General features: G+C 63.2%; 21 protein-coding genes and 1 pseudogene. 13 read left to right on the top strand and 9 right to left on the bottom strand.

Going from position 1 to position 21,380, the window contains the following annotated elements:
• Positions 1-138: 138 nt before the first annotated feature.
• Complete coding sequence (locus MOD31_RS19350) at positions 139-1,080, bottom strand: GlxA family transcriptional regulator (RefSeq protein WP_250821432.1); 942 nt, start codon at positions 1,078-1,080, stop codon at positions 139-141.
• Between the two features lie 128 nt (positions 1,081-1,208).
• On the opposite strand from MOD31_RS19350, the gene MOD31_RS19345 reads away from it, so the two are divergent.
• Positions 1,209-1,847: an isochorismatase family protein gene (locus tag MOD31_RS19345; protein WP_142937511.1), complete on the top strand. Its 639-nt coding sequence runs from the start codon at positions 1,209-1,211 to the stop codon at positions 1,845-1,847.
• Positions 1,848-1,896: 49 nt separating this feature from the next.
• Here the strand turns inward: MOD31_RS19345 and MOD31_RS19340 are convergent, their stop codons facing one another.
• Positions 1,897-3,327: an MFS transporter gene (locus MOD31_RS19340; protein ID WP_166842527.1), complete on the bottom strand. Its 1,431-nt coding sequence runs from the start codon at positions 3,325-3,327 to the stop codon at positions 1,897-1,899.
• Positions 3,328-3,405: 78 nt separating this feature from the next.
• On the opposite strand from MOD31_RS19340, the gene MOD31_RS19335 reads away from it, so the two are divergent.
• Complete coding sequence (locus MOD31_RS19335; protein WP_166842528.1) at positions 3,406-4,635, top strand: GAF domain-containing sensor histidine kinase; 1,230 nt, start codon at positions 3,406-3,408, stop codon at positions 4,633-4,635.
• 1 nt (position 4,636) lies between these two features.
• Here the strand turns inward: MOD31_RS19335 and MOD31_RS19330 are convergent, their stop codons facing one another.
• Positions 4,637-6,085 (bottom strand): serine/threonine-protein kinase, encoded by a 1,449-nt coding sequence (locus MOD31_RS19330; RefSeq protein ID WP_250821431.1) that lies wholly within the window; start codon positions 6,083-6,085, stop codon positions 4,637-4,639.
• Between the two features lie 382 nt (positions 6,086-6,467).
• Between MOD31_RS19330 and MOD31_RS19325 the strand changes: the two genes are divergently transcribed.
• Entirely contained in the window at positions 6,468-7,061 is a 594-nt protein-coding gene (locus tag MOD31_RS19325) for a histidine phosphatase family protein (RefSeq protein ID WP_250821454.1), read from the top strand.
• Positions 7,062-7,132: 71 nt separating this feature from the next.
• On the opposite strand, the gene MOD31_RS19320 is transcribed toward MOD31_RS19325, so the two are convergent.
• From MOD31_RS19320 to MOD31_RS19305, 4 genes are all read right to left on the bottom strand, one after another.
• Positions 7,133-7,417: a hypothetical protein gene (locus MOD31_RS19320; protein WP_142937507.1), complete on the bottom strand. Its 285-nt coding sequence runs from the start codon at positions 7,415-7,417 to the stop codon at positions 7,133-7,135.
• A 225-nt stretch (positions 7,418-7,642) separates the two neighbouring features.
• Positions 7,643-7,873 carry a DUF6458 family protein gene (locus MOD31_RS19315; RefSeq protein ID WP_043470828.1) on the bottom strand — a complete coding sequence of 77 codons (231 nt, stop codon included), beginning with the start codon at positions 7,871-7,873 and terminating at the stop codon, positions 7,643-7,645.
• A gap of 117 nt (positions 7,874-7,990) precedes the next feature.
• Positions 7,991-8,887 (bottom strand): SDR family oxidoreductase, encoded by an 897-nt coding sequence (locus tag MOD31_RS19310; protein WP_250821430.1) that lies wholly within the window; start codon positions 8,885-8,887, stop codon positions 7,991-7,993.
• A gap of 130 nt (positions 8,888-9,017) precedes the next feature.
• Entirely contained in the window at positions 9,018-10,091 is a 1,074-nt protein-coding gene (locus MOD31_RS19305; protein ID WP_250821429.1) for an NAD(P)-dependent alcohol dehydrogenase, read from the bottom strand.
• A 162-nt stretch (positions 10,092-10,253) separates the two neighbouring features.
• On the opposite strand from MOD31_RS19305, the gene MOD31_RS19300 reads away from it, so the two are divergent.
• Both MOD31_RS19300 and MOD31_RS19295 read left to right on the top strand, forming a co-directional pair.
• The gene (locus MOD31_RS19300; RefSeq protein ID WP_250821428.1) at positions 10,254-10,946 is read left to right on the top strand and encodes a TetR/AcrR family transcriptional regulator; all 693 of its coding nucleotides are present in this window, start codon (positions 10,254-10,256) and stop codon (positions 10,944-10,946) included.
• Between the two features lie 99 nt (positions 10,947-11,045).
• Positions 11,046-12,908, top strand: a complete 1,863-nt coding sequence (locus MOD31_RS19295) for a glycoside hydrolase family 15 protein (protein WP_250821427.1) — start codon at positions 11,046-11,048, stop codon at positions 12,906-12,908.
• On the opposite strand, the gene MOD31_RS19290 is transcribed toward MOD31_RS19295, so the two are convergent.
• Positions 12,877-13,086 carry a hypothetical protein gene (locus tag MOD31_RS19290; RefSeq protein WP_142937502.1) on the bottom strand — a complete coding sequence of 70 codons (210 nt, stop codon included), beginning with the start codon at positions 13,084-13,086 and terminating at the stop codon, positions 12,877-12,879. The two genes, MOD31_RS19295 and MOD31_RS19290, sit on opposite strands and share 32 nt — an antisense overlap.
• A 221-nt stretch (positions 13,087-13,307) precedes the next feature.
• Here MOD31_RS19290 and MOD31_RS19285 point away from each other — a divergent pair, with 221 nt between their 5' ends.
• Genes MOD31_RS19285 through MOD31_RS19260 form a run of 6 tightly spaced genes read left to right on the top strand, consistent with a single transcriptional unit; the run spans position 13,308 to position 19,182 of the window.
• Positions 13,308-14,660 (top strand): MFS transporter, encoded by a 1,353-nt coding sequence (locus tag MOD31_RS19285; RefSeq protein WP_250821426.1) that lies wholly within the window; start codon positions 13,308-13,310, stop codon positions 14,658-14,660.
• A complete protein-coding gene (locus tag MOD31_RS19280; RefSeq protein ID WP_250821425.1) occupies positions 14,660-15,667 on the top strand; it encodes a C-terminal binding protein in 1,008 nt (335 codons plus the stop codon). The genes MOD31_RS19285 and MOD31_RS19280 overlap by 1 nt, the downstream gene beginning before the upstream one ends.
• The gene (locus tag MOD31_RS19275) at positions 15,664-16,749 is read left to right on the top strand and encodes a zinc-binding dehydrogenase (RefSeq protein ID WP_250821424.1); all 1,086 of its coding nucleotides are present in this window, start codon (positions 15,664-15,666) and stop codon (positions 16,747-16,749) included. The genes MOD31_RS19280 and MOD31_RS19275 overlap by 4 nt, the downstream gene beginning before the upstream one ends.
• Positions 16,746-17,549 (top strand): SDR family oxidoreductase, encoded by an 804-nt coding sequence (locus MOD31_RS19270; protein ID WP_250821423.1) that lies wholly within the window; start codon positions 16,746-16,748, stop codon positions 17,547-17,549. The genes MOD31_RS19275 and MOD31_RS19270 overlap by 4 nt, the downstream gene beginning before the upstream one ends.
• The gene (locus MOD31_RS19265) at positions 17,546-18,220 is read left to right on the top strand and encodes a bifunctional 4-hydroxy-2-oxoglutarate aldolase/2-dehydro-3-deoxy-phosphogluconate aldolase (RefSeq protein ID WP_250821422.1); all 675 of its coding nucleotides are present in this window, start codon (positions 17,546-17,548) and stop codon (positions 18,218-18,220) included. The genes MOD31_RS19270 and MOD31_RS19265 overlap by 4 nt, the downstream gene beginning before the upstream one ends.
• Entirely contained in the window at positions 18,217-19,182 is a 966-nt protein-coding gene (locus MOD31_RS19260) for a sugar kinase (protein ID WP_250821421.1), read from the top strand. Before MOD31_RS19265 ends, MOD31_RS19260 begins: the two co-directional genes overlap by 4 nt.
• A gap of 35 nt (positions 19,183-19,217) precedes the next feature.
• Here the strand turns inward: MOD31_RS19260 and MOD31_RS19255 are convergent, their stop codons facing one another.
• Positions 19,218-19,988: an IclR family transcriptional regulator gene (locus tag MOD31_RS19255; RefSeq protein WP_166842540.1), complete on the bottom strand. Its 771-nt coding sequence runs from the start codon at positions 19,986-19,988 to the stop codon at positions 19,218-19,220.
• Between the two features lie 257 nt (positions 19,989-20,245).
• Between MOD31_RS19255 and MOD31_RS19250 the strand changes: the two genes are divergently transcribed.
• The gene (locus MOD31_RS19250; protein ID WP_250821420.1) at positions 20,246-20,737 is read left to right on the top strand and encodes a hypothetical protein; all 492 of its coding nucleotides are present in this window, start codon (positions 20,246-20,248) and stop codon (positions 20,735-20,737) included.
• Between the two features lie 178 nt (positions 20,738-20,915).
• Positions 20,916-21,380 (top strand): annotated as a pseudogene (locus tag MOD31_RS19245) (HNH endonuclease); the annotation flags it as partial.

Genomic DNA, 21,380 nt, shown 5'->3' with positions numbered 1-21,380 from the left:
GAACCGTCTCCATCTCTGCAAATACGCAGGACTGCCCGCGGGCCACGGACTGACTCCACCCTGCACCACGCGGCAATCATCCCGTCTCATCCGAATAGAGTGATCTTTGCCGTGAATGTGGGGATGTTCCGCATCCCGTCAGGCGGTGAAGCGGCGTCTGTAGTCCGTGGGCGAGGTGGAGAAGGTGCCGGCAAAGTTTTGCCGGAGGGTCACTGCGCTGCCGAAGCCGCAGTCGGCCGCAACCTGATCGATGGACAAGTTGGTGGTTTCCAGGAGTCGGCGGGCAGCATCAAGCCGGCGACTACGTATCCAGGCAGACGGCGTCGTCCCGGTTGAGGCACGGAAGGCGCGCACAAAGGTTCGCCGGCTCATGTGGGCTTGGGCCGCGAGCCGGTCAATACTGAGGGGTTCAGCCAGTCGCCCCATGGCCCATTCAAGCAGCCTTGCCATGGGGTCGCCTTCGGCTCGCGGCGGAAGGGGGTGCTCGATGTACTGGGCCTGCCCGCCTTCGCGGTGCGGAGCGATGACCAGGCTTCGCGCCACCTGGTTTGCTGCCGCAGACCCCAAGCGGCCCCTCACCACATGCAGGCAGGCATCGAGCCCGGAGGCCGTACCGGCAGAGGTGAGGACGTCGCCGTGATCAATGTAGAGCACTGTTTGGTCGAGGGACACCTCGGGGTGCCGGACAGCGAGGGAATCAAACGCTTGCCAGTGCGTGACGGCAGAACGGCCATTCAGAAGGCCGGCATCTGCAACGGGGATGGCTCCCAGGCACAACCCCACAATGGTTGCACCCCTGGCGTGGGCTTGTCGGAGGATCTTACTGAAAGCCTCGCCGGGCTCGCGCTCGTCGTCGAACCACGAGGGCACCACCACGACGTCGGCCCGTTCCGCCGTCGAGGGTCCCTGAACCTCCCCCAGCGTGTACCCCTCAGCGGTTTGGACGGGGCCCGCCCGGTGGGAGAACAGGGCGGTGGTCCACTCGGCCAAACCCTGGCGTGACACTTCGCCGAACACCATTTGCGGCACGGCCAGGTGAAACATCGTGATGCCGTCGAAGGCATATACCGCGATCCTCACACCGTGCTCCCTAATCCTTTGGCCCGAATCAATCGTATATAGGCATACGTGCCACTGGTGCCTAAAGGGACTCGGCCCAAAGATGAGAAGGGACATCCAAACACAAGCAACCACCTACGGAGAACACCATGAGCACAATCCGCCGCGCCCTGATCCTTGTAGACGTCCAGCAGCAGTACTTCAGCGGGCCACTGGAAATTCGGTACCCGCACCACCAGGAGTCGCTGCCCATGATGACCCAGGCGATCGATGCTGCAACCGCCGCAGGCATTCCCATCGCAGCGATCCAGCACAGCGAAGGTGAAGGCGCGCCCGTTTTCGCCCCGGGATCTGCTGAATACGAGCTACACCCTGAGGTGGAAGCCCGCAGGACCGGTTTCTGGAAGAACGTCGTCAAGCGTTACGGTTCGGTGTACGCCGGCACCGATGTTGCTGCCTGGCTCCGCGAGCACGACGTCGACACCGTCACCTTGGTGGGTTACATGACCAACAACTGCATCCTGGCCTCGGCCGTCGAGGCAGAATTCCTTGGTTTTGCCACCGAAGTCCTCTCAGATGCAACCGGTGCCATCAACCTCAGCAATGAGGCAGGAACCGCTGACGCGAAGACCGTGCACACCACCTTGATGGCGTTACTCAACTCCAACTGGGCTGCGGTTGCCTCAACCCAAGCATGGGTCAAGGCGGTCCAAGGCGGGCAGGCCCTGGAGAAGAGTGACCTGGGCACTTCTGCCATGGCAGGAGCCGCAGTACGCGCAGCCTCCTGATCAGCCCCGTCAAAGCGGGCGCCCTCGCTTGAGGGGCGCCCGGGCACCCCTAATGCGAGGACGGCGTTTCCGAGCTTTCACTCTCCCGTTCTTCCGTTGCCGTCTGCGTCTTGGAGGTTTGCGCATAGGAGGCAGACACGCGGCGGTAGACGGGAGTGAGGAAAGCGATCAGCGCCACCACGATCATGATGATGCCGGCGGCCAGGAACACCAGGGCGATGCCGCGGGAGATCCCCTCGCCCAGCAGCGGTGCGAGGTTGGCAGATCCCTCCGCGGACCGGGCGTACGGGATGATCCAGAATTGGGCGATCGGGGCAATGAGGAAGGCAGTGATGGGCGCCGCAGCGGACTCGAATGCCATGGCGAAGCCAAACACCCTGCCCTGCCGGGGAAGTGGCACCACGCTTTGGATGACGGTCTGCTCGGCGGCTTCCACCACGGGAACCAGCGCCATGTAGAGCCAGATTCCTACGATGTAGAGCCAGGCCCACTCGCGGAAGGTGAACAAGGCGCCGATGAATCCCATGAGCACCACGGCAATGAGCATGGTCCGCAGGGGGTTGGACCCCAGGCCGAATTTGCCGACCAGTGCGCCGCCCACAATGAAGCCTGTGGCACCGATGGCAGAGACGACTCCCCACATTTCAACGGAGAACATTTCCAGGCCATAAGGGTCCATCAACGCCATGTAGACGCCGCCGATGAAGTTGTTGAACGTGGAGAAGAGAATCAGCGCGAAGAGCCCGGAGATTGCCATGACGGCAGCCCACGACCCCCGGAGGTCGAAGCCGCCTTGCGCATCGGAGGCCGCCGCCTTCACTTCCTCCGGCAGACGCAGGGTGAGCAAGTGCGCGAAGGCCAAGGCGGTCAGCACCAGGGCGACAACTACGGTCCAACCCATGCCCAGCAACCCCACCGATAGCCCGGAGAGGACCGAGGTGACAATGAACATGAGCCCTTGCACCATGCCCACCAGCCCGTTGGCGTTGGCCCGCCGATCCGGTTCGATCAGGATGGTGACGGTGGTGGATAGGGCAATGTTCCGCATGTTTTCCACCACTGCACCGATCAGGATGATCATGGTGAAGATCCAGAACCATGGCTGCGTCAGGTCCAGGAGCGCCTGCTCCGGTGTCAGCAGGAACATGACGCCTGAGAGGACGAACATCCCCATGGTGAAGGCTGCGGCGAAACGCATCACGGCAAGCTTCCGGTAACGGTCCACGAACGTTCCGAAGCTGATGCTGGAGAGGGCGATCAGCAGCATGTACGCACCGCCGATCACTCCGGTGGCAATGACGTTGCGTGTCTCCAAGTACACCCAGAACGTCAGGGCGAACCACAAGTAGCTGGTGGTGATATTTGCCAGGGCAGTGTTCACCAGGATCCCGGTGAAAGTACGGGATCTTTCCGCGGGGGTACGTAGGGAGAGATCGATGCTGTCAGTAGACGCGGCGGAGGCCGGTTCCTGCTCGGTCATGCGTCCCAGTAAACCACCGCCGCCAGCGTCCCGGTAGTATCGGCAGGGAATCCTAATGACGCTTGGGGGAGTAATAATATGACGGAAGTTCAGGGCCAGCTTTCCTTCACTGATGACATCAGCCGGGACCTGGAACTACAGGAGTATGGCTTGGACCCGGCCTTGGATTCAGTACTGCTTCCCAATGCTGCCGTCATGAGCGCCCTGCAGAACCTGGTGCGGCTCGCCACGGAGCTGTGCGGCGCTCCCTTTGGCGTGGTCAACATCATCAGCGCGGAGTACCAGCACCAGATTGGCGCCTGGGGCGTGGACCCGGGCGTCTGCTCCCGTGAGGACTCCATGTGCGCCAAGGTGTTCCTCTCCCGTGAGAGGACAGTGGTGGCCGATGCCTCAAAGGATCCGCGCTTCGCGGACAATCCCTTTGTTACCGGTGAACTCGGGAAAGTCCGCTTCTATGCTTCGGTCCCCCTGCAGACAGAATCCGGATTCGTCCCTGGAACCTTATGCGTCTTCTCGGATAAGACAAAAGAACTGCGCCCCGAACAGGTGAGCATGCTGGAGGTCTTGGCAAAGCAGGTGGTGGAGTTGTTGGAACTTCAGCACCGCACCACCCAGCTGGACCGGACCTATGCCGAGTTGAAGGACAGCAATGCCAAGCTCGCCGGGTTTGCCGGACGCGTCAGCCATGATCTCCGCATTCCCCTCACCACCATCCTGGGCTATGTGGAACTGGTGGAGGACGACCCCGATGTAGAACCGAACAGCACGGCTGCGCGTTACCTGGACCGCATCGGCTCCAGCGGACGACGGATGCTGGGCATGCTGGAGGATGTTCTGAGCTATTCCCGGGTGGGCGGCGCAGTCCAGCCCACCCACGTTTCCCTGCGCCAAGTGACCGAAGAAGTTGCCCGCGACCTGGGCATCGAGAATCACGGGATTGTGGAGGTGGAGGATTTGGCCCTCCATGCCGACCATGGACAACTCCGGACGCTGCTGCAGAACCTGCTCTCCAATGCCATGAACTACCGCAGTCCTGATCGCGATCTCCGCGTCCGGATCAACGGGGTTTCCAATTATCATGGCGCCACGATCTTCGTGGCGGACAACGGCAAGGGCATCGAGCCCGGAGATCGCGCCAAAGCCCTGGAGCCCTTGGTGCGTCTGCGGCGGGAAGGCGACGGCCCAGGTTCCGGACTTGGTCTGGCCACGTGCAGCAGCATCGCCAAAGCACATGGGGGCGAGCTCACGTTGACCGAAACTCCCGGCGGCGGAACAACCGTGGCGGTCAGCTTTCCCGCAGGTCTTTAAACTACTTACCCTCGCCGGGTCCTTTGGCCTTTTCAGACTTTTTCTCGCTCTTTCCGTTGCTCTTTTCCTTGGCAATGTCCGGGCCCGGCACCGCTGCGGGCGCCGGCGCTTGCACTGGCGCAGGATTCTGGGCGGGCTCCTGAAGATTGACGACGTCAGCGGGCTGGACGTCAGCACTTCCGGCGTCGCCGCTACCGGCGTCGGCAGGCTGGGCATCAGCAGGCGATGGCGCAACAGGGATGGCGGGCACCACCGGCGCAGCTGGCTGCGGCTCCGCCTGCGAAACGCCTGTGTCCGAAGGCTGGGAGGGATCGGCAGTGTTGCTTGCGGGCGCGAAACCCTGAGAGAGAATCAGCAGGGCCAGCGGAATGGTCACCGCTGCCGCGGCCACGCCACGGACGGTCTTGGGTCGCCGTTTGCTGAAGTCCCTAATGCCGGTAACTGTGGCCTGCTTCCGGGTGACTGCCCGCAGAGGCGGCCGGCTCGGAACCTGCGGCAGCACGGCGGTCCTTCGCCCGGCCTGTATCCCTTCCTCGGCGAGCGCCTGCTCCACGTGCTGCGCAGTGGGGCGCTTCCCCGGATCCATGTCTGTCATTGCTTCGAGCAACTCCCGCAGCGGAGCCGGCAATTCCAACGGAACCTGCGGTGCCCGGTGGAGGCGCGCTGATGCTGTCTCAATGGGGGTGCCCGGGTACTCGGCCCTGCCGGTGAGGCATTCGAGCAGTACCAAGCCCAGCGAGTAGATGTCGCTCGCGGGAGTCAGGCCCAGGCCTTGAGCCTGCTCGGGGCTAAGGTACTGGGCGGTCCCCACGGTGAAGCCGGTTGCGGTGAGCCTGTTGTCGTTCATGACCAGAGCGACGCCAAAGTCTGCCAGCTTGACGGTCTGCGCCAGGCCGTCGTCGTCGGATACCAAAATATTGGCCGGCTTGATGTCGCGGTGGATAACGCCGTGTTGATGGACCTGGGAGAGTGCCCCGGCCAGCCGGATGCCGATCCGCGCGGTCTCGGGAACGGTCAGCGGCCCGTCAGTGAGCACGGCGCGCAAATCCCTGCCCTCAGCAAGTTCCATCACCAGATAGGCACGTTCTTCGTCATTGCGCGTGTCGACTCCGGCGTCGAAGGCAGCCACCAGCCCCGGGTGGTCGAAGGCGGCCAGGAGCCGCATTTCGTTTTCCTGGCGGGCCCGGAACGATTCGTCGCCGGAACCGGGCAGGAAAATTTTGATGGCCACGTCGCGGCCGAGCAGCAGGTCCGTCGCCTGGTACACGGCTGACATGGCGCCTCTGCCCAGAACGGGTCCCAGCTGGTAGCGGCCATCAAGTGTTTCAGCGGCACCTGCAACGTCTGTTCCTGCAGTTGCGGCTGAGGCGGGGAGATGGGGGTCCACGGCCTCGTAGTTGTTGCCCACGAATGTCACGTCCTTCAGGCCGACCTGGAGCCGCGGACCCAACCACTGTCCTAGCGTCACCACGCAATGCCGTCATTCAAACTTTCACGATGGCCGCGCGGCCGTCTGCTTCAGCCACGTGCGGCCCAGGCAAACAGCCCACACAGCATCATCCGGTTTACCAGATAAGTAATCAGGATACTGATTAAGCAGCCGGATGGGTAATGCTAAGACGCAATTGCCCGGCTATGGCGCGATCCGGAGCCGGTCCACCGCCACCCGGGACTCAGCATGGACCTGGCTGAATCCGGCGGAGATCGGGCCGGGCGGCACTAATCGCAGCAGAACGCCCGACGGCGACCTCCCGCCGTCGGGCGCTTCCTCACGTGACGTAACGTCCCTACGTGACGGAGGAAACTGCGGAGCGGCGCGCCTGCAGGGCACAATGGAAAGCATGACCCTCACAACTTTCGCCCTCGTCCGCCACGGCCAAACCGACTGGAACGCGGAGCGCAGGTTGCAGGGGGCCACTGACATCCCGCTCAACGACGTCGGCCGCGGACAGGCGCGCGACGCCGTCGACTTCCTCTCAGACCAGGCATGGGACACCGTAGTGTCCTCGCCACTGAGCCGTGCCGCCGAAACTGCCCGGATCATCGCCGACGGCCTGGGACTCAAAGTTGCCCGGCTGGTTCCGGAGCTCACCGAGCGCAGTTTCGGTCCCGCCGAAGGACTCCAGGCAGGGCCCGAGCTGGAGGCATTGCGCATCCCGGGCGGCTTCCGTGGAGGCGAAACAGACCAGGCCGCTGCTGACCGGGGCATTGCCGCCTTGGAATCACTAGCTGAAGAATTCGCCGGCAAACGCGTCCTGGTGGTTGCACACGGCACCCTGATTCGACTGACCTTGAGCCAAGCGATCGGCCGCACCCTGGACAGCGTGCAGAACGCTGTGCTCAACCTGGCCCACCACCATGTGACTGACGGCTGGCAGCTGGAGTACTTCAACGGCCAGCGCGTCACGGCCGACGTCCAGCCCTAAGCCGTCAACCCCAGCCGGGACCCCCGTATACCAGTCGCTGCATCGGGGACCAAGACGCAGGCTTGAAGCAGCTATCGAGCGTCGAGCCGGGCCCTCAGTTGCTCCGTGTAGTCCGAATAGGCGGCAGCAATCTCTTCCAGGTCAACGGTCTGCGGGAAATCGATCACGGGTTGATGTTCGGCCAGATACGTCGTGGTTTCTTCAACAACACGCTGCTCCTCAAAGACGTCCAGGCCCGCCTCAGCCAGGAAATCCGGGTTGGTGTGGACCAGGGACTCCCCGGTTTGGCCTTCCGAGGCCCACCGCACCAAGTACTCGTTGTGATTGACCAGTTCAATGTCGAATGACTTCTCCATGGCAGCAGCCTACGCCGCTAGGGAGATGGCGCTGACATACCCCGCATCGGCTTGGCTATCTGAATTCGGCTCCGGCCAAGATGGTCTCCGAACGGCTTGACCACAGGCGCACCCTGAACTGTCGCCGCCGGGCCCTCCGGGCGACTGGCACTTCGGGTCCGGACGCACAACAGCGCACGACGGCGGCCTCCCGCCGTCGTGCGCTTCTTCGATAAGTTGCGGCTGCTAGACCTCGGGGCGCCGCTCGACAACCGTGTGGGGATCGCCGCGGCGTTCAACAACAGTGCGGCGGGTCCTGTTGGACATGGCGATGGAGATGATGAGGCCGATGATGCCGACCCCGATCAAAATGTAGCCGACCAGGACTTGGTCGAGGAAGGGGATGATTCCGGGGGCGAGCGCGAAAGCCAGAATAGCTCCGATGGCAATCAGTGCAATGGAAGAACCAATTCTCATAACGTGCTCCTCATATTGTTTTGGCGCAGTCAGGGCCTGCGTCAAATCTGTGTCATCAGGATACTTACGAACAAGAGCTCCGGCCAGTCATCGCCACGCCGCGTTCATCGGCGTTAATTAATGACCGTAGCGTTCCGCCACCCTGCCGATTGCATCCTCGGGAGTCGGCGCTGGACCAAATACCTGCTCCTGGCGGCTGATGTCCGCAACGTACCTGCCGGTCTCGAACCACGCCACCATGCTTGCCATATCGCCCACCAACGGCAGGACTTTCGCGGTCACTTTACCGAGTCCCGCTATGGCACCGGCGGGTACGGACATCACCTTGATCTGCTTTCCCGCCCGACGGCCAGCCAGCTCCGCCGCTTCATGAATACTCACCGGCCGGCTCCACCCGATGTCAATCCGCTCACCCTCAACAACGTCCGCGTCCACCGCCTCCGCAAGGTACGCGGCGACGTCACTGGCCAGGACGAAAGTGAGCCGGGCATCCTTGGAACCGAGCCACACGAAGCGGCCCTTCGCGAAGGGATCCCCGCCCATCCCCACCGCTTGGTCGAAGAACGCGCCGGGCCTGAGGGCCACAAAGGGAACACCGAGATCTTCGAAAGTGTCCTCGGCCTTCTTCTTGTTCCAGAAATGGGGAACCTGGGGAGTCTGGTCGCACGTGACGATGCTGATGAGCACGAAGCGCGGCACCCGGGCGTGCTTCGCCGCGACAGCCAGGTTGTTGTTGCCGAAAGTGTCGATCGCTGTGGCGTTCTTGTCATTGCGCGTATAGCCGGCCGCCGTCGAGATCGCCGCCGAAACACCGGTCATCGCAGTGATCAAGGAGGCGGTGTCCAGCATATCCCCGCGGGCAATCTCAACACCCTTGGCAACAAGCTTGGCCGCATTGGACTTCGGTCTCACCAAAGCGCGGACTTTCTTGCCACGCTTGAGAAGCTCGTCCACCACTTGGCCACCCAGGAAACCCGTAGCACCAACAACAAGGACAGGTAGGTCTTCGGCCACGGCTTCTCCTCAAGGGTTTGTTCCTAGGGTCAGTGGTAGCACGCGACGGGAGCTCCGGGCTAGGGCATGTTCAGCCGAGCACATTGCCCTCGCCTGCGTGGCTTACCCTGCGTGGCTTACCCTGCGTGGCTTAGATGGTGATGACCACCTTCCCGCGGGCTTTACCGGCGTCGAAATAACGCATGGCCTCGGGGACCTGCGCCAGCGGAAACGTTCGGTCTATTGCAGGAGTGATGGTTCCTGCGTCCAAGAGCTCCGCAAGGTGTTCCAGATCCCCAGCCGTCTGGGTTCCCACTATCATGGTGAGCCGCTGCTTGATGAACGGGGAGAGTGCCACTGCCCGCAATTGGCGATCCATGCTCCCCGTCCACGAGCCGCCTTCCTCACCACCGGTGATCACAGCAGTACCGGCAGGGGTGAGCGACCGCCGAAGTCGGGCAACGGACGGGTTGCCTGCGATGTCGATGATGACGTCGTAGCGTTCCGCGCCATCAGCAAAATCCTCCGTGGTGTAGTCGATGACGTGGTCTGCGCCGAGGGTTCGGACCAAGTCCAGCTTGGCGGTGCTGGCAACGCCGGTGACCCGGGCGCCTGCAGCCTTGGCGAGCTGCACCGCGTAGCTGCCCACGCCTCCGGAGGCGCCGGTGATCAGTACGCTGAGCTCCCTGGATGCCGCCGCCTTTTCCTTTGGCATCGAGGCCTTCATCGGATCAATACCGCCGGCGCGCAGCGCAATCAGGGCAGTGCAGGCTGAAACCGGCACCGCAGCGGCCTGCTCGAAGCTAATACCCGAGGGCTTGTGCGCAAGATGATTTTCACCGGCAGCGGCGTACTCAGCGAAGGTTCCCTTCCCCGACCCGAAGACATGGTCACCCACAACAAACCGCGTCACTTGTGAACCCACCGCCTCAACGGTACCGGCGAGGTCCAGCCCGGGAACGGGATGCCTCGGAGCGCGGAAACCGTAGACCGGGCGCAGCGCATACGGCAAACCGCTGGTGATGTGCCATGTCCCGCGATCCAACCCGGCGGCCTGAACCTTCACCAGCACTTCATTCTCACCTATGGCGGGGCGCGGGACCTGAGCCTCGCGCAGGACGTCGGCGGAACCGTAACCCTCCTGAACAATGGCCCTCATGAACGGGCCCGGCATGGACCGCCGCTTGTGATGACGTGATTCCTTGGCGTGCTGACCAGTGGTCATGGCCGGACCTCTCAGGGTGTGCGTTGATGGGTTACGGGGTTGTTTCAGCAATTTCGTACGCTGTACCAAAGACAGTACCGTACACTGTACTAAAGGTCTAGGGGTACTAAACGTCTAGAGGTACTAAAGGTTGAGGACCTAGACCACCAGCACCAAACCGCCATGAACCCGTTCCAAGCCGAGGGAGATCCCGTGACCGCAGCAGCCCAGCGCCTCCCCCTGAGCCGGGAACGCGTCCTGGAGTGCGCCGTCGCGCTCGCGGACGAATCCGGGCTCGCTGCGTTGACCATCCGCACGCTTGCTCACAGCATGGGAACCAAACCCATGTCGCTCTACTACTACGTAGCCAACAAGGACGAAATCCTGGACGGAATCGTGGACATGGTCTTCAGCGAAATCGACCTTCCGGCGTCCGACGGCGATTGGCGCGAAGAGATGCAGCGGCGGGCAACGGGAGTGCGAGCGGCACTAAAGCGGCACCCCTGGGCAGTCGGGCTGGTGGAAAGCCGGTCCGCCCCGGGACCGGCCACACTCCGGCACCATGAAGCGACACTCGACACTTTGCGGAGTGCGGGGTTCTCTGTGCAACTGACGGCCCACGCTTATGCCCTACTGGACAGCTACATCTACGGATTCGCCGTCCAGGAAGCTGCCCTGCCGTTCGAAGGCCGCGACACTGCAGCGGAAATCACCAAACCCATCATGGAGCGCTTCTCCACAGGTGAGTATCCGCGCATGGTGGAGATCGCCGTCGAGCATGTCCTCAAACCCGGCTACGACTTTGGCGACGAGTTCATGTTCGGCCTCGACCTCATCCTGGACGGACTCCAACGGTTTAAAGCCGGCACCGAATAAAAGCCCTCCGGCAGGACGCGCGAGTCTCATTGGAGGCACTCAGGCGCGCGGGGTACGGTTCGGGCATAGCAGACGACGCCGACTGAGGGAGTTTTGTTCATGGCCAGGATCGAGGACTATGCCATCATCGGGGACCTGAACACGGCTGCCTTGGTGGGGCGCAGCGGCTCCATCGACTGGATGTGCCTGCCGCGCTTCGACTCCCCGGCGTGCTTTGCTGCACTATTGCACAATCCCGACGCTGGCCGCTGGCTCCTCGCCCCCGCCGGGACACCCGACGGGGGAAACAGCACGCGACGCCAGTACCGCGAGGACACGTTGATCCTGGAAACGGAGTGGGAAGTTGACGGCGGCTCGGTCCGGGTGATCGATTTCATGCCCGTCCGCGACGACGCAGTGGATCTGGTGCGGATCGTCGAGGGGCTGTCCGGCGAGGTGACCATGAAAATGGAGTTGGTTCTGCGCTTCGACTACGGCCGGGTGGTGCCGTGGGTCCGGCATAGCGAGCACGGCATCAGCGCGGTGGCCGGCCCCGACTCGGCCTACCTCACCACCCCGGTCACCCTGGAGGGCCGGGACAAGCGCACCTACAGCGAATTCACGGTAAAGGCAGGCGACCGCGTTCCCTTCGTGCTGCGATGGGCGCCAAGCCACGAACGGGAGCCCCGACGAATCGATCCCTTCCGTGCCGTTTCCGGAACGGAGAAGTTTTGGCTGGAATGGATTGGACGCAGTGAGATGTCCGGCAAATACAAGGAGCCGGTGGAACGGTCCCTGATCACCCTTAAAGCCCTGACGTACGCACCTACCGGTGGGATTGTGGCCGCCGCAACTACGTCCTTGCCCGAGCAATTGGGCGGGCCGCGGAACTGGGACTACCGGTACTGCTGGCTGCGCGACGCCACGCTGACCTTGCAGTCGCTGCTCGCTGCGGGCTACACGGAGGAAGCCGGCGCGTGGCGGGATTGGCTGCTGCGCGCTATCGCCGGCGACCCTTCAGAGCTTCAGATTGTGTACGGGCTCGACGGCGCCAGGAGACTTCCGGAGGCGGACATTCCCTGGCTCTCCGGTTACGAAGGTTCACAGCCGGTCCGTACCGGAAATGCCGCTGCCCCGCAGCTTCAGTTGGACGTGTGGGGCGAGGTACTGGATGGTCTCTCACTGACCCGGGCTGCTTCTCCTCAGGGCACGGTGGACACGTCATGGGACATCCAGGTGGCGTTGATGGAGTACCTGGAGGGTGCATGGAACCAGCCTGACAACGGGCTGTGGGAGATGCGCGGACCGCGCCGGCACTTCACCCATTCCAAGGTGATGGCCTGGGTGGCTGCGGACCGCATGGTCAAGGCGGTGCGTACATCCGGCTTACCCGGCCCGGCTGACAGGTGGGCAGCGCTTCGCAGCGAGATCCACGCTGACGTCATGACCAAAGGCTTCGACGAAAAACTCAACACCTTCGTCCAGTCCTACGGAAGTACGGAATTGGACGCGAGCCTGCTCCTCATTCCACGGGTGGGTTTCCTGCCGCACCGGCACCCGCGGGTTGCCGGGACCGTAGATGCCATCCAGAAAGGACTTAGCGATGACGGCTTGGTCCTGCGTTACCGCACCCAGTCCGGGCACGACGGACTCCCGGGTGACGAAGGTGTCTTCCTGGCGTGCTCGTTTTGGTTGGTGGACGCGCTGCTGGGAATCGGCCGCACCGGCGAGGCGACCGAGCTGTTTGAGCGACTACTCAGCCTGCGCAACGATGTGGGCCTGCTCAGCGAGGAGTGGGATCCTCGGACGCAACGGCACCTCGGCAACACACCGCAGGCATTCAGCCACTTCCCGCTGATCCACAGCGCGCTTCAACTCCACCAGGGCGAAGCCCACAGCAGTGACACGCCGCTCCATCAGCCCAAACATCATCCAGAGCGAGCCAGCGGCTCTACCCTTCGGAATGGCCCTCGCCTTCGGTGACAGACGTTCCGTCCTTGTGGCTGGCTTCCTCCAAGTGAAGGTCCAGCTTGCGTTCGGCTTCGCGGCGACGCTGGCCGACGGTCCGCATCTGCTGCGTTGTAGGATCTCCCCGTTCTTCTGACGCCACACTGTATGTTGCTACGCCCTCGGCGGGCTGCACATTCTCTTGTTCGCCCATATGACTATGGTCCCATCCTTGGGTGGCCAGAGATAGCTTGATGCCGGCGTTGTGAGGCCCGCCGTCGGGCCTTTGATAGAAATCGCTTTCACGGATCAGGAACATAAGCTACATTTATCTCCAGCGGTTTTCGGGATGCCATCCCTATAATCGGAATCAAGAAATCCGCATCCCTACTCACACGGCTACAACCTCTAGCCATCACTCGCTTGGAGACAAGATTGACTGAGAACAGCGTTGTTCAGAATGCCCGCCGGCCAGGTACCGGCACCCCATCCGAGGTGAAAAACGTCCGCCGCGCCGCATGGGCCGGACTGATCGGAACTGCCTTGGAGCAGTACGACTTCGTGATCTACGGAACCGCCTCCGCGATCATCTTCAACACGATCTTCTTCCCCAACGTAGAGCCCGCAATCGGCATCCTCGCAGCGTTCGGAGCCTACGCCGTGGGCTTCGGCGCGCGGCCCCTGGGTGGACTCTTCTTCTCCAAATACGGCGACAAGTTGGGCCGCAAGTGGGTGCTGGTGGCCACCCTTTTCCTCATGGGCATCGCCACTTTCGCCATCGGGCTTCTTCCCACATACCAGCAAGCCGGGCTCTGGGCACCAGCGCTGCTGGTTGCCTGCAGGTTCCTTCAAGGCTTCGGCGCCGGTGCTGAGCAGGCCGGCGGCGTGGTCCTGATTGCGGAAACCGCTCCCAAGGGCACGCGCGGCAAGTACGCCTCACTCGTCTTCGTAGGGGCCGCGGCCGGCACGGCGCTTGGAGCTGTGGTGTGGATTCTGGTCCAAATGATGCCCAAGGAAGCCCTGGAGTCCTACGGATGGCGACTGGTCTTCTTCTCCTCCATTTTCGTGACGATCGCCGCCTACGTCATCCGCCGAAAGCTCAAAGAGTCCCCGGTCTTCCAGGAACTTCAGGAAGAAGGCGCTATCGGCAAGAAGGACACCCCGGTGGCAGATGTGGTCAAGAACGGCCGCAAGAACCTTGTCCGCGTTTTCTTCATGAACGTCGGCGCCAACGCCCACTCCTACCTGTTCCAGGTGTTCCTGGGTTCCTACCTCATCAGCCAACTCAAGATCGACGCGACGTTCATACCGAAGGTCCTGCTGGTGGGCGCCCTGTTCGCGTGCGTGTCCGCTTACGTTTTTGGCAACCTCTCGGACAGATTCGGTCGCCGGTCCATGTACTTGGTGGTCACCACGTTCCTCTTCATCTTCCCCGTCCCGGCCTTCCTGCTGATCAATACCGGCAACCTGTTCCTGATTTCGCTGGTCATCGTCCTGGGCTTCATCTTTGCCGCCCAGGGATCCGTAGGCGTCCAATCCGCATACTTCCCTGAGCTCTTCGGCGCACGCTACCGCTACGCCGGCGTGGCACTTGGCCGCGAGTTCTCCTCCGTTTTCGGCGGCGGCATAGCCCCGCTGATCTGTTCCGCATTGGTTACTGCCTTTAGCGGATCCTGGGTCCCGGTTGCCATCTACATGATGGCCATCATGGGGATCAGCCTGTTCACCACCATCAAATCCCCGGAGACGGTCGACCGCGACCTTCTCCTTGAAGAGGACGCCAAGTAATGCCGCAACCCACCACCCCCACTCATCCCACCAAAATAGTCATCACCGACTGTGATCATGATTCGATCGAGATTGAGCGTGCTGTCGCCCGGGCTGCCGGCGTTGAGCTGGTGTTGGCTCAGTGCCGGACCGAGGACGAGGTCATCCATGCTGCTGCCGGCGCGGACGCGATCGTTGTGCAGTACGCGCCTATCACCGCCAAGGTTTTGGACGCGTTGCCGGGCCTGAAAGCGATAGGCCGTTACGGCGTCGGGGTTGACACGCTCGACGTCGCAGCGGCCACTGCGCGCGGCGTCGCCGTCTGTAACGTTCCCGACTACGGCACCGAAGACGTCAGCGATCACGCGATCGCGTTGGCTGTGAGCCTGGCCCGCGGGATTACGCAGCTGGACCGTGGCGTGCGCCGCGGCGAATATTCGCTGGGGCCGGTTCAGCCGTTGCACCGGATCAGTGAGCGCGTGTTCGGGGTAGTGGGTTTGGGCCTGATTGGTGCAGCCACGGGCCGGAAAGCAAAGGGACTCGGTTACCAGGTCATTGGTTCGGATCCGCTGCTGGCTCCCGGGGATGTCACGGAGGACGGGATCACTGTGGTGAGCTTCGAGGAACTCATTGCCGGTGCTGATGTGATCTCCCTCCATGTGCCGCTCAACCAGCACACCCATCACCTGATCAACGGTGACGTCCTGGACCGGGTGAAGCCGGGCGCTGTGCTCGTCAACACTTGCCGCGGCGGAGTGGTGGATACCGAGGCCGTGGCAGCAGCCCTCACGGACGGTCGTCTGCACGCTGCCGGCCTGGACGTCTTCGAAGTCGAACCCTTGCCCAGGACCAGTCCGTTGCTCGAGCTGGACAACGCGGTCCTCACTCCCCATGCGGCTTGGTACAGCGAGGAATCCTACGCGGAACTCAAGCGACGCACGGTGGAGAATGTGGTGGAGGTGTGCGCCGGCCGCACACCGCGGAACATCCTTAACATTGAAGTGTTGATGGGGAGCGTGTCCGCATGAGCATCGAAACTGCAGCTGAAACCACGTCACTGACGATGGGTGCGGCCGTCTGGACCGGTCCGGACACCATCGCATACCGGACCGTTCCGCTCCCCGAGGTGCCGGAAGGTTGGGCATTGGTCCGGTCAGAGCTCACTGGTATTTGCGGGACGGACTTTTCCATCCTTCATGGCAGCCACCCCCGGGCCGAAGCGCCGGTGGTGATGGGTCATGAGATCACGGGAATCGTAGAGGTCGCAGCCCCGGGGGGCCCGGCAGTAGGAACACGGGTGATCGTGGAGCCGCTGATTCATTGCGGGAACTGCCACCCGTGCCGCCAGGGTGACACGCATGTGTGCCGGAGCCTGAAGCTGTACGGGATTGACGTCGCCGGGTCCCTGGCAGAGTACGTTGCTTTGCCGGCGGAAACACTCATCCCCATTAACTCCGGGGTTCCGGTCCAGGAAGCTGCGTTGGCTGAGCCCCTGGCGGTGGCGGTGCATGCGGTGTCCCGGTCCGGGCTTCGTGGCGGGGAACGGGTGGTGGTGTTCGGCGCCGGTCCCATCGGCATCCTCACCGCCTTGGTCGCCCGGCATGAAGGGGCCGGCAGCGTGCTGATTTCCGAGCCCTCGGAAGAGCGCCGCAAGGTGGCCGAGGAGCTGGGCTTTGACACCGTCCCTACCGGCTCCGACCCCGTGGCAGCCGTTCTGGACGCTACGGGTGGGGACGGCGCGGACATTGTGTTCGATTCCGCAGCCCACCCCTCCGTGGCGGCACTGTTGCCTAAAGCTGTCCGGGTGCTGGGCACCATCGTCTTGGTGGGTGTGTACAAGAAACCCGTCGAGGTGGACCTGCAAGCCCTGACCTTTGCCGAGAACACGGTGGTGGGTGTCCGCGTCTACACGCGGGCCGACGTCGAACGCGCAGTGGAACTGATCGAGGGCGGCAATCTCGGGCTCGGACGCATCCCCGTGGAGGTCTTCCCCCTCGACCAAACGCTGGCCGCGTTGACCAAAGCCATGACCGCCGGGGCGGTCCTCAAAGTATTCGTGGGCCCCGCCACCGCCACGGCGGCAGCGGCCCCCGGCAAGGAAGAAGCATGAAAGACACAACGGGAACTGACACCGGCACCACTGAGACCGTGGCGCTGCGGGCGCCTTTTGACCTGACCGGCTCGACGGCGGCCATCACCGGAGCTTCCCGCGGCATCGGCCTGGGCATCGGGTTGGGATTGGTCCGGGCGGGCGCGAACATTGTCGCGCTCCAACGCGGCCCGCTCGCCCCGGAACTGGCAGCAGCCGCGGCAGAAGCCGGCGTGAGGGCCGAGGCCGTGGCCATCGACCTGTCCAGCCAGGACTCCGTCACCCATGGCATCGAAACGACGCTGGGCAGGCACCGGATCGACATCCTGGTCAACAACGCCGGTACGCAGATCCGCCATGATTCCGTAAAGTTCCCGTTGGAAGACTTCGACGCGGTCATGAACATCAATACCCGGGCCGTGTTCCAGCTTTGCCAAGGCTTCGGCAAGCCCATGGTCGAACGCGGGCACGGCAAAATCATCAACCTCGCATCCCTGCTGTCCTTCCAGGGCGGCTTACGGGTCCCGGCCTACGCAGCATCCAAGGGAGCGGTAGCCCAACTGACCAAAACCCTCTGCAACGAATGGGCCCCGCACGGGGTGAACGTCAACGCCGTTGCGCCCGGGTACATCGCCACGGACATGAACGAGGCACTCCTGGCCGACACCGTGCGGAACGAACAAATCTCCACCAGGATCCCGGCAGCCCGCTGGGGAACAGGGAACGACCTCGCCGGCGCGGTGGTGTTCCTGGCCTCCCCGGCCGCGGACTACATCCACGGCATCGTACTGCCCGTGGACGGCGGGTGGCTGGCCCGATGAACAACCATCACAGCCCGGCACGCCCGGCCCCTTCGGCGATCCTGACAGCCCATCCTGTGGTGGCCGTCATGCGGGCACACCACGCCCGCGAGTACGCCCCCGTGATCGAGGCACTGATCCGCGGCGGGGTCCGGTCCATTGAGCTGACACTGAGCACCGAGGGCGTGTTCGCCGAACTGCCCCGGCTTAAGGAACGCTTCGGCACGGACGCCGAAATCGGCGTCGGCACCATCACCACCGTGGACCACGCCAGGCAGGCCCTCGAGGTAGGTGCGGACTACCTTGTCACCCCCGCAACGGTCACCGCAGTGGTGAGCGCCGCCGTCGAACGTAACATTCCGGTGTTCCCGGGTGGCCTGACACCCACCGAACTACTCGCCGGCTGGGAAGCCGGCGCCACCGCCGTGAAGCTCTTCCCCGCCTCCACGGTCGGACCCGGCTACATCAGCCAACTGCGCGGACCCTTCCCACAAATGCGGATCGTTCCCTCCGGCGGCATCGGGATCGAGGACGCGCCGGCCTGGATCGCAGCCGGCGCCCTGGCCGTGAGCCTCGGCGGCCCGCTGCTGCGCGACGCCTTCACCGGCGGGAACCTGACCGAACTCACCGCACGCGCCGAAAAACTCAGCAAGCTCGTGGCTGAGGCCGTGGACGCGAGGACAGCCACATGAGTTGCACTAACGGGACATACACGGACGTGGTGACCATGGGCGAAACCATGGCCCTCATGAAAGCCGTAACGCCGGGCCCCCTGGCACATGCCGGGTCACTGGGGCTGGGCATGGGCGGGGCCGAAACCAACTTCGCCATCGCCCTGCAACGCCTCGGTACCAGCGTGACCTGGCTCGGGCGCGTCGGGCAGGACAGCCTCGGAGACCTCGTACTCCGGGAAGTGGCCGCCGAAGGCATCACCACACTCGGCATCCGCGACCCCCACGCCCCCACAGGCCTGATGATCAAGGAACGCCGAACCCAGGAACACCTGAAAGTCTGGTACTATCGCACCGCCAGCGCCGGCTCACGCCTGGCACCGGAAGACGTCCCCGTCGACGCCATCCAAAACGCGAGACTCCTGCACCTGACCGGCATCACACCCGGCCTCTCCGCAACAGCGCATCAAGCCGCGCTGCACGCAGTAACCGTGGCCCGCGAAGCCGGGGTGACCGTCTCGTTCGACCTGAACTACCGCGCAGCCCTCTGGACAGAAGAGGAAGCCGGGCCGGTCTTCCGGCGCTTCATCGAACAAGCAGATCTTGTTTTCGCCGGCGACGACGAAGCCGAAATCGCAGTAGGGCCCGGAGCGGACTCACTCCAGCTCGCCCACAAAATCGCCGCGTTGGGCCCCCACCAAGTGATCATCAAAAACGGCCCAGCCGGTTGCGTCGGTGTGATCGACCACGCTGAATACCGCCAGGAAGCAGTGCGCATCAACGCTGTGGACACCGTCGGCGCAGGAGACGCCTTCGTAGCCGGCTACATCTCCGACCTCCTAGCCGGAGCCCCCATCCAGGACCGGCTCCACACCGCAGTACGAACAGGCGCCTTCGCCTGTCTCGTCCCCGGCGACTGGGAAGGCATGCCACACCGCCACGAACTCGAACTACTGGACGCCTCAGAACCCGTGAGGCGGTAGCCGCCGTCGGGTCGGAAGGGCTGGGTCTGCCGGGGCTAGATCCAAGCCCTTTCGAATCCGGGAGGAAGGCAACTGGTGAGCTCCGGCTGGAACTTCTGAAGCAACACAACAAGGGACTGGATGCGCTCAGGGGTCATGTGGACGCTGGGGGCCGAGACTGACACGGCGGCAGCCATGACACCGCTCAAATCGGGTATCCCGATGGCCAGGCACGTGATCCCGAGTTCGTTCTCCTGATCATCCATGGCGTAACCATTGTGCTTCGCCCGGTGCAGCGCATCCAGGAAGTCTTCGGCCGTCCTAATGGAAAGCGGCGTGGGAGTGAAGGTGTGGTTAAAGGCCTTGATCGCCTCCGACTCGTCCTTCTCGGCCAGCAGCACCTTGCCCAGTGCAGTGGTTTGAGCCCGTCGGCGGACGCCGGGGTAGGAGGTCATCTCGAACCCACGGTGACCACGGGCCTTGGCCAGGTACACCACTTCATCCCCGGAGAGTATTCCCAAGTGGGTGGCGTCCAGGGTAATCCGGGCGATGTCGGACAAGATCTGCTGCACGGCTCCTGGCAAGTCGATGCTGGTTTGGGCTTGAGTGCCCAGCTCCAGCAGCTTCACGCCAAGGTGGTAGCTTCGGTCTTCGGCCTGGCTCAGGTACCTTGCTCCTACAAGTGAGGTCAGCATCCTATGGGTGGCCGAGCGACTGAGTCCCGAGGCTTTGGTAATGTCCTCGAGCCGATGGTTGCCTGCCGCTACATGGTCGATCAGGCTGAGTCCGCGTTCAAGCGTGCGAGCTCCTGCGGTGGTGGCTTCCATGCTTCAAATTCTCCCACGCAACAGGCACGGATCCCTATATTTGGGAACCCTGGCGCCAAGGGTGGGATGGAGTCCAGCGCGGTTTGGCACGCGCGGTTTGGCAGAAGTCGACTCCTGCGCACGTGCGCGTGCATATTCTTGGCCCGGCTGACGCCGATGAATGAGGCCGTAGGAACGACGTCGTTGCCGCGGAGAAGGAACGCTTCGGCGGAACCAAGTGGGGTTCGGCATTCTTCGGCTGGTTAACCGCCATCGGGATGACCGTCCTGCTAAGCGCCTTGGCCACGGCCATAGGCGTAGGTGTAGGAGCGGCAAATCCATCCGAGACCCAACAAGCGGCGGAGCAAGCCCGGCAGAACGCGGAAACCCTGGGCATGGTGAGTGGAATCGTGCTGGCGGTACTCTTGTTTCTTGCTTACTACTGCGGAGGGTACGTCGCTGGCCGGATGGCGCGTTTCGACGGCGTGAAGCAAGGACTCGCCGTGTGGCTTTGGGGCATCATCATCGCCATCATCGTGGCGATTCTCGCAGCGGTGGCTGGGAGCCAGTTCGATATTCTCGGCAATCTTAACGGCGCCCCGCAGATTCCCGTCGACGGAAGCCTCATGACCGCCAGCGGCATCGTTGGACTCGCCATCGCCCTAATCGTCCCTCTCCTCGGCGCGATCGTGGGAGGCGCGGCCGGAATGCGATTCCACCGGAAAGTCGATCAAGCCGGCGTCCACCACCAAACCGGGCTCGTCGGTTAGGCCCAGCGCAAGGATTAGCCCTGCCAATGATTAGCCCTGCTAAGGATTAGCCGTGCCAAAGATTAGCCCTGCTAAAATACGCTCGCGCCGGGCGTTGGCATTTGGCAGTTGGGTGGGGTTTTCCACATAGCATCGATTGGGTCTGATGGTGGTGAAGCCTTCGTGACAGGGTTGGGTTATGGAAGGCATTGGGCAGGTCGTGGCGCGGCGGGGCGGTTCCCCCGGCGCCAGTGAGGTGCCTGGAATTGGCTTCCCAGCTTCCTCGGACATGCTTTCCCGGCCATCGGTGCGCAAGCCCTCGACGGCGGCAGGACCCGCCGCTGATCCCTCTTGGAACGCTGGGCTGCTTCTTGGATTCGAATCGTTGCATGGGCTTGGGGAACCAGGGCCGGAAGAAGTGCCCCCGTTGTTGCTCAAGCAGCCGTCCGAGCGCGGGGAATCCACCCCGACAGGCAAACCAGCGGCTGGGTTGTCCGCGGTGTCCGCGGTGGCCGGTTCGGCGGTCCTGGAGGCCGCGCTCCTTGAGGGTGCTGCCGCAACTGATGCGCTGCGATCAATAGCGGCCGATGAGGTGCGGTTGTTGGGGTTTGTTGAGGCGGCTGATTTCGCGGGCAGGGTCGAGGAGATCTCCCGAAACGTGGAG

The sequence above is a fragment of the Paenarthrobacter sp. TYUT067 genome (assembly GCF_023656375.1).
GTDB lineage: Bacteria > Actinomycetota > Actinomycetes > Actinomycetales > Micrococcaceae > Arthrobacter.
This window is presented reverse-complemented; position numbering and strand designations above follow the sequence as displayed.

Coding starts and splice junctions, on each gene's coding strand:
- MOD31_RS19315 (WP_043470828.1), bottom strand. CDS start 7,873: ATGAGAATTGGTTCTTCCATTGCACTGATTGCCATCGGAGCTATTCTG.
- MOD31_RS19320 (WP_142937507.1), bottom strand. CDS start 7,417: ATGGAGAAGTCATTCGACATTGAACTGGTCAATCACAACGAGTACTTG.
- MOD31_RS19280 (WP_250821425.1), top strand. CDS start 14,660: ATGCCGCAACCCACCACCCCCACTCATCCCACCAAAATAGTCATCACC.
- MOD31_RS19295 (WP_250821427.1), top strand. CDS start 11,046: ATGGCCAGGATCGAGGACTATGCCATCATCGGGGACCTGAACACGGCT.
- MOD31_RS19275 (WP_250821424.1), top strand. CDS start 15,664: ATGAGCATCGAAACTGCAGCTGAAACCACGTCACTGACGATGGGTGCG.
- MOD31_RS19325 (WP_250821454.1), top strand. CDS start 6,468: ATGGAAAGCATGACCCTCACAACTTTCGCCCTCGTCCGCCACGGCCAA.
- MOD31_RS19250 (WP_250821420.1), top strand. CDS start 20,246: ATGACCGTCCTGCTAAGCGCCTTGGCCACGGCCATAGGCGTAGGTGTA.
- MOD31_RS19255 (WP_166842540.1), bottom strand. CDS start 19,988: ATGGAAGCCACCACCGCAGGAGCTCGCACGCTTGAACGCGGACTCAGC.
- MOD31_RS19260 (WP_250821421.1), top strand. CDS start 18,217: ATGAGTTGCACTAACGGGACATACACGGACGTGGTGACCATGGGCGAA.
- MOD31_RS19265 (WP_250821422.1), top strand. CDS start 17,546: ATGAACAACCATCACAGCCCGGCACGCCCGGCCCCTTCGGCGATCCTG.
- MOD31_RS19335 (WP_166842528.1), top strand. CDS start 3,406: ATGACGGAAGTTCAGGGCCAGCTTTCCTTCACTGATGACATCAGCCGG.
- MOD31_RS19300 (WP_250821428.1), top strand. CDS start 10,254: ATGAACCCGTTCCAAGCCGAGGGAGATCCCGTGACCGCAGCAGCCCAG.
- MOD31_RS19345 (WP_142937511.1), top strand. CDS start 1,209: ATGAGCACAATCCGCCGCGCCCTGATCCTTGTAGACGTCCAGCAGCAG.
- MOD31_RS19340 (WP_166842527.1), bottom strand. CDS start 3,327: ATGACCGAGCAGGAACCGGCCTCCGCCGCGTCTACTGACAGCATCGAT.
- MOD31_RS19270 (WP_250821423.1), top strand. CDS start 16,746: ATGAAAGACACAACGGGAACTGACACCGGCACCACTGAGACCGTGGCG.
- MOD31_RS19305 (WP_250821429.1), bottom strand. CDS start 10,091: ATGACCACTGGTCAGCACGCCAAGGAATCACGTCATCACAAGCGGCGG.
- MOD31_RS19290 (WP_142937502.1), bottom strand. CDS start 13,086: ATGGGCGAACAAGAGAATGTGCAGCCCGCCGAGGGCGTAGCAACATAC.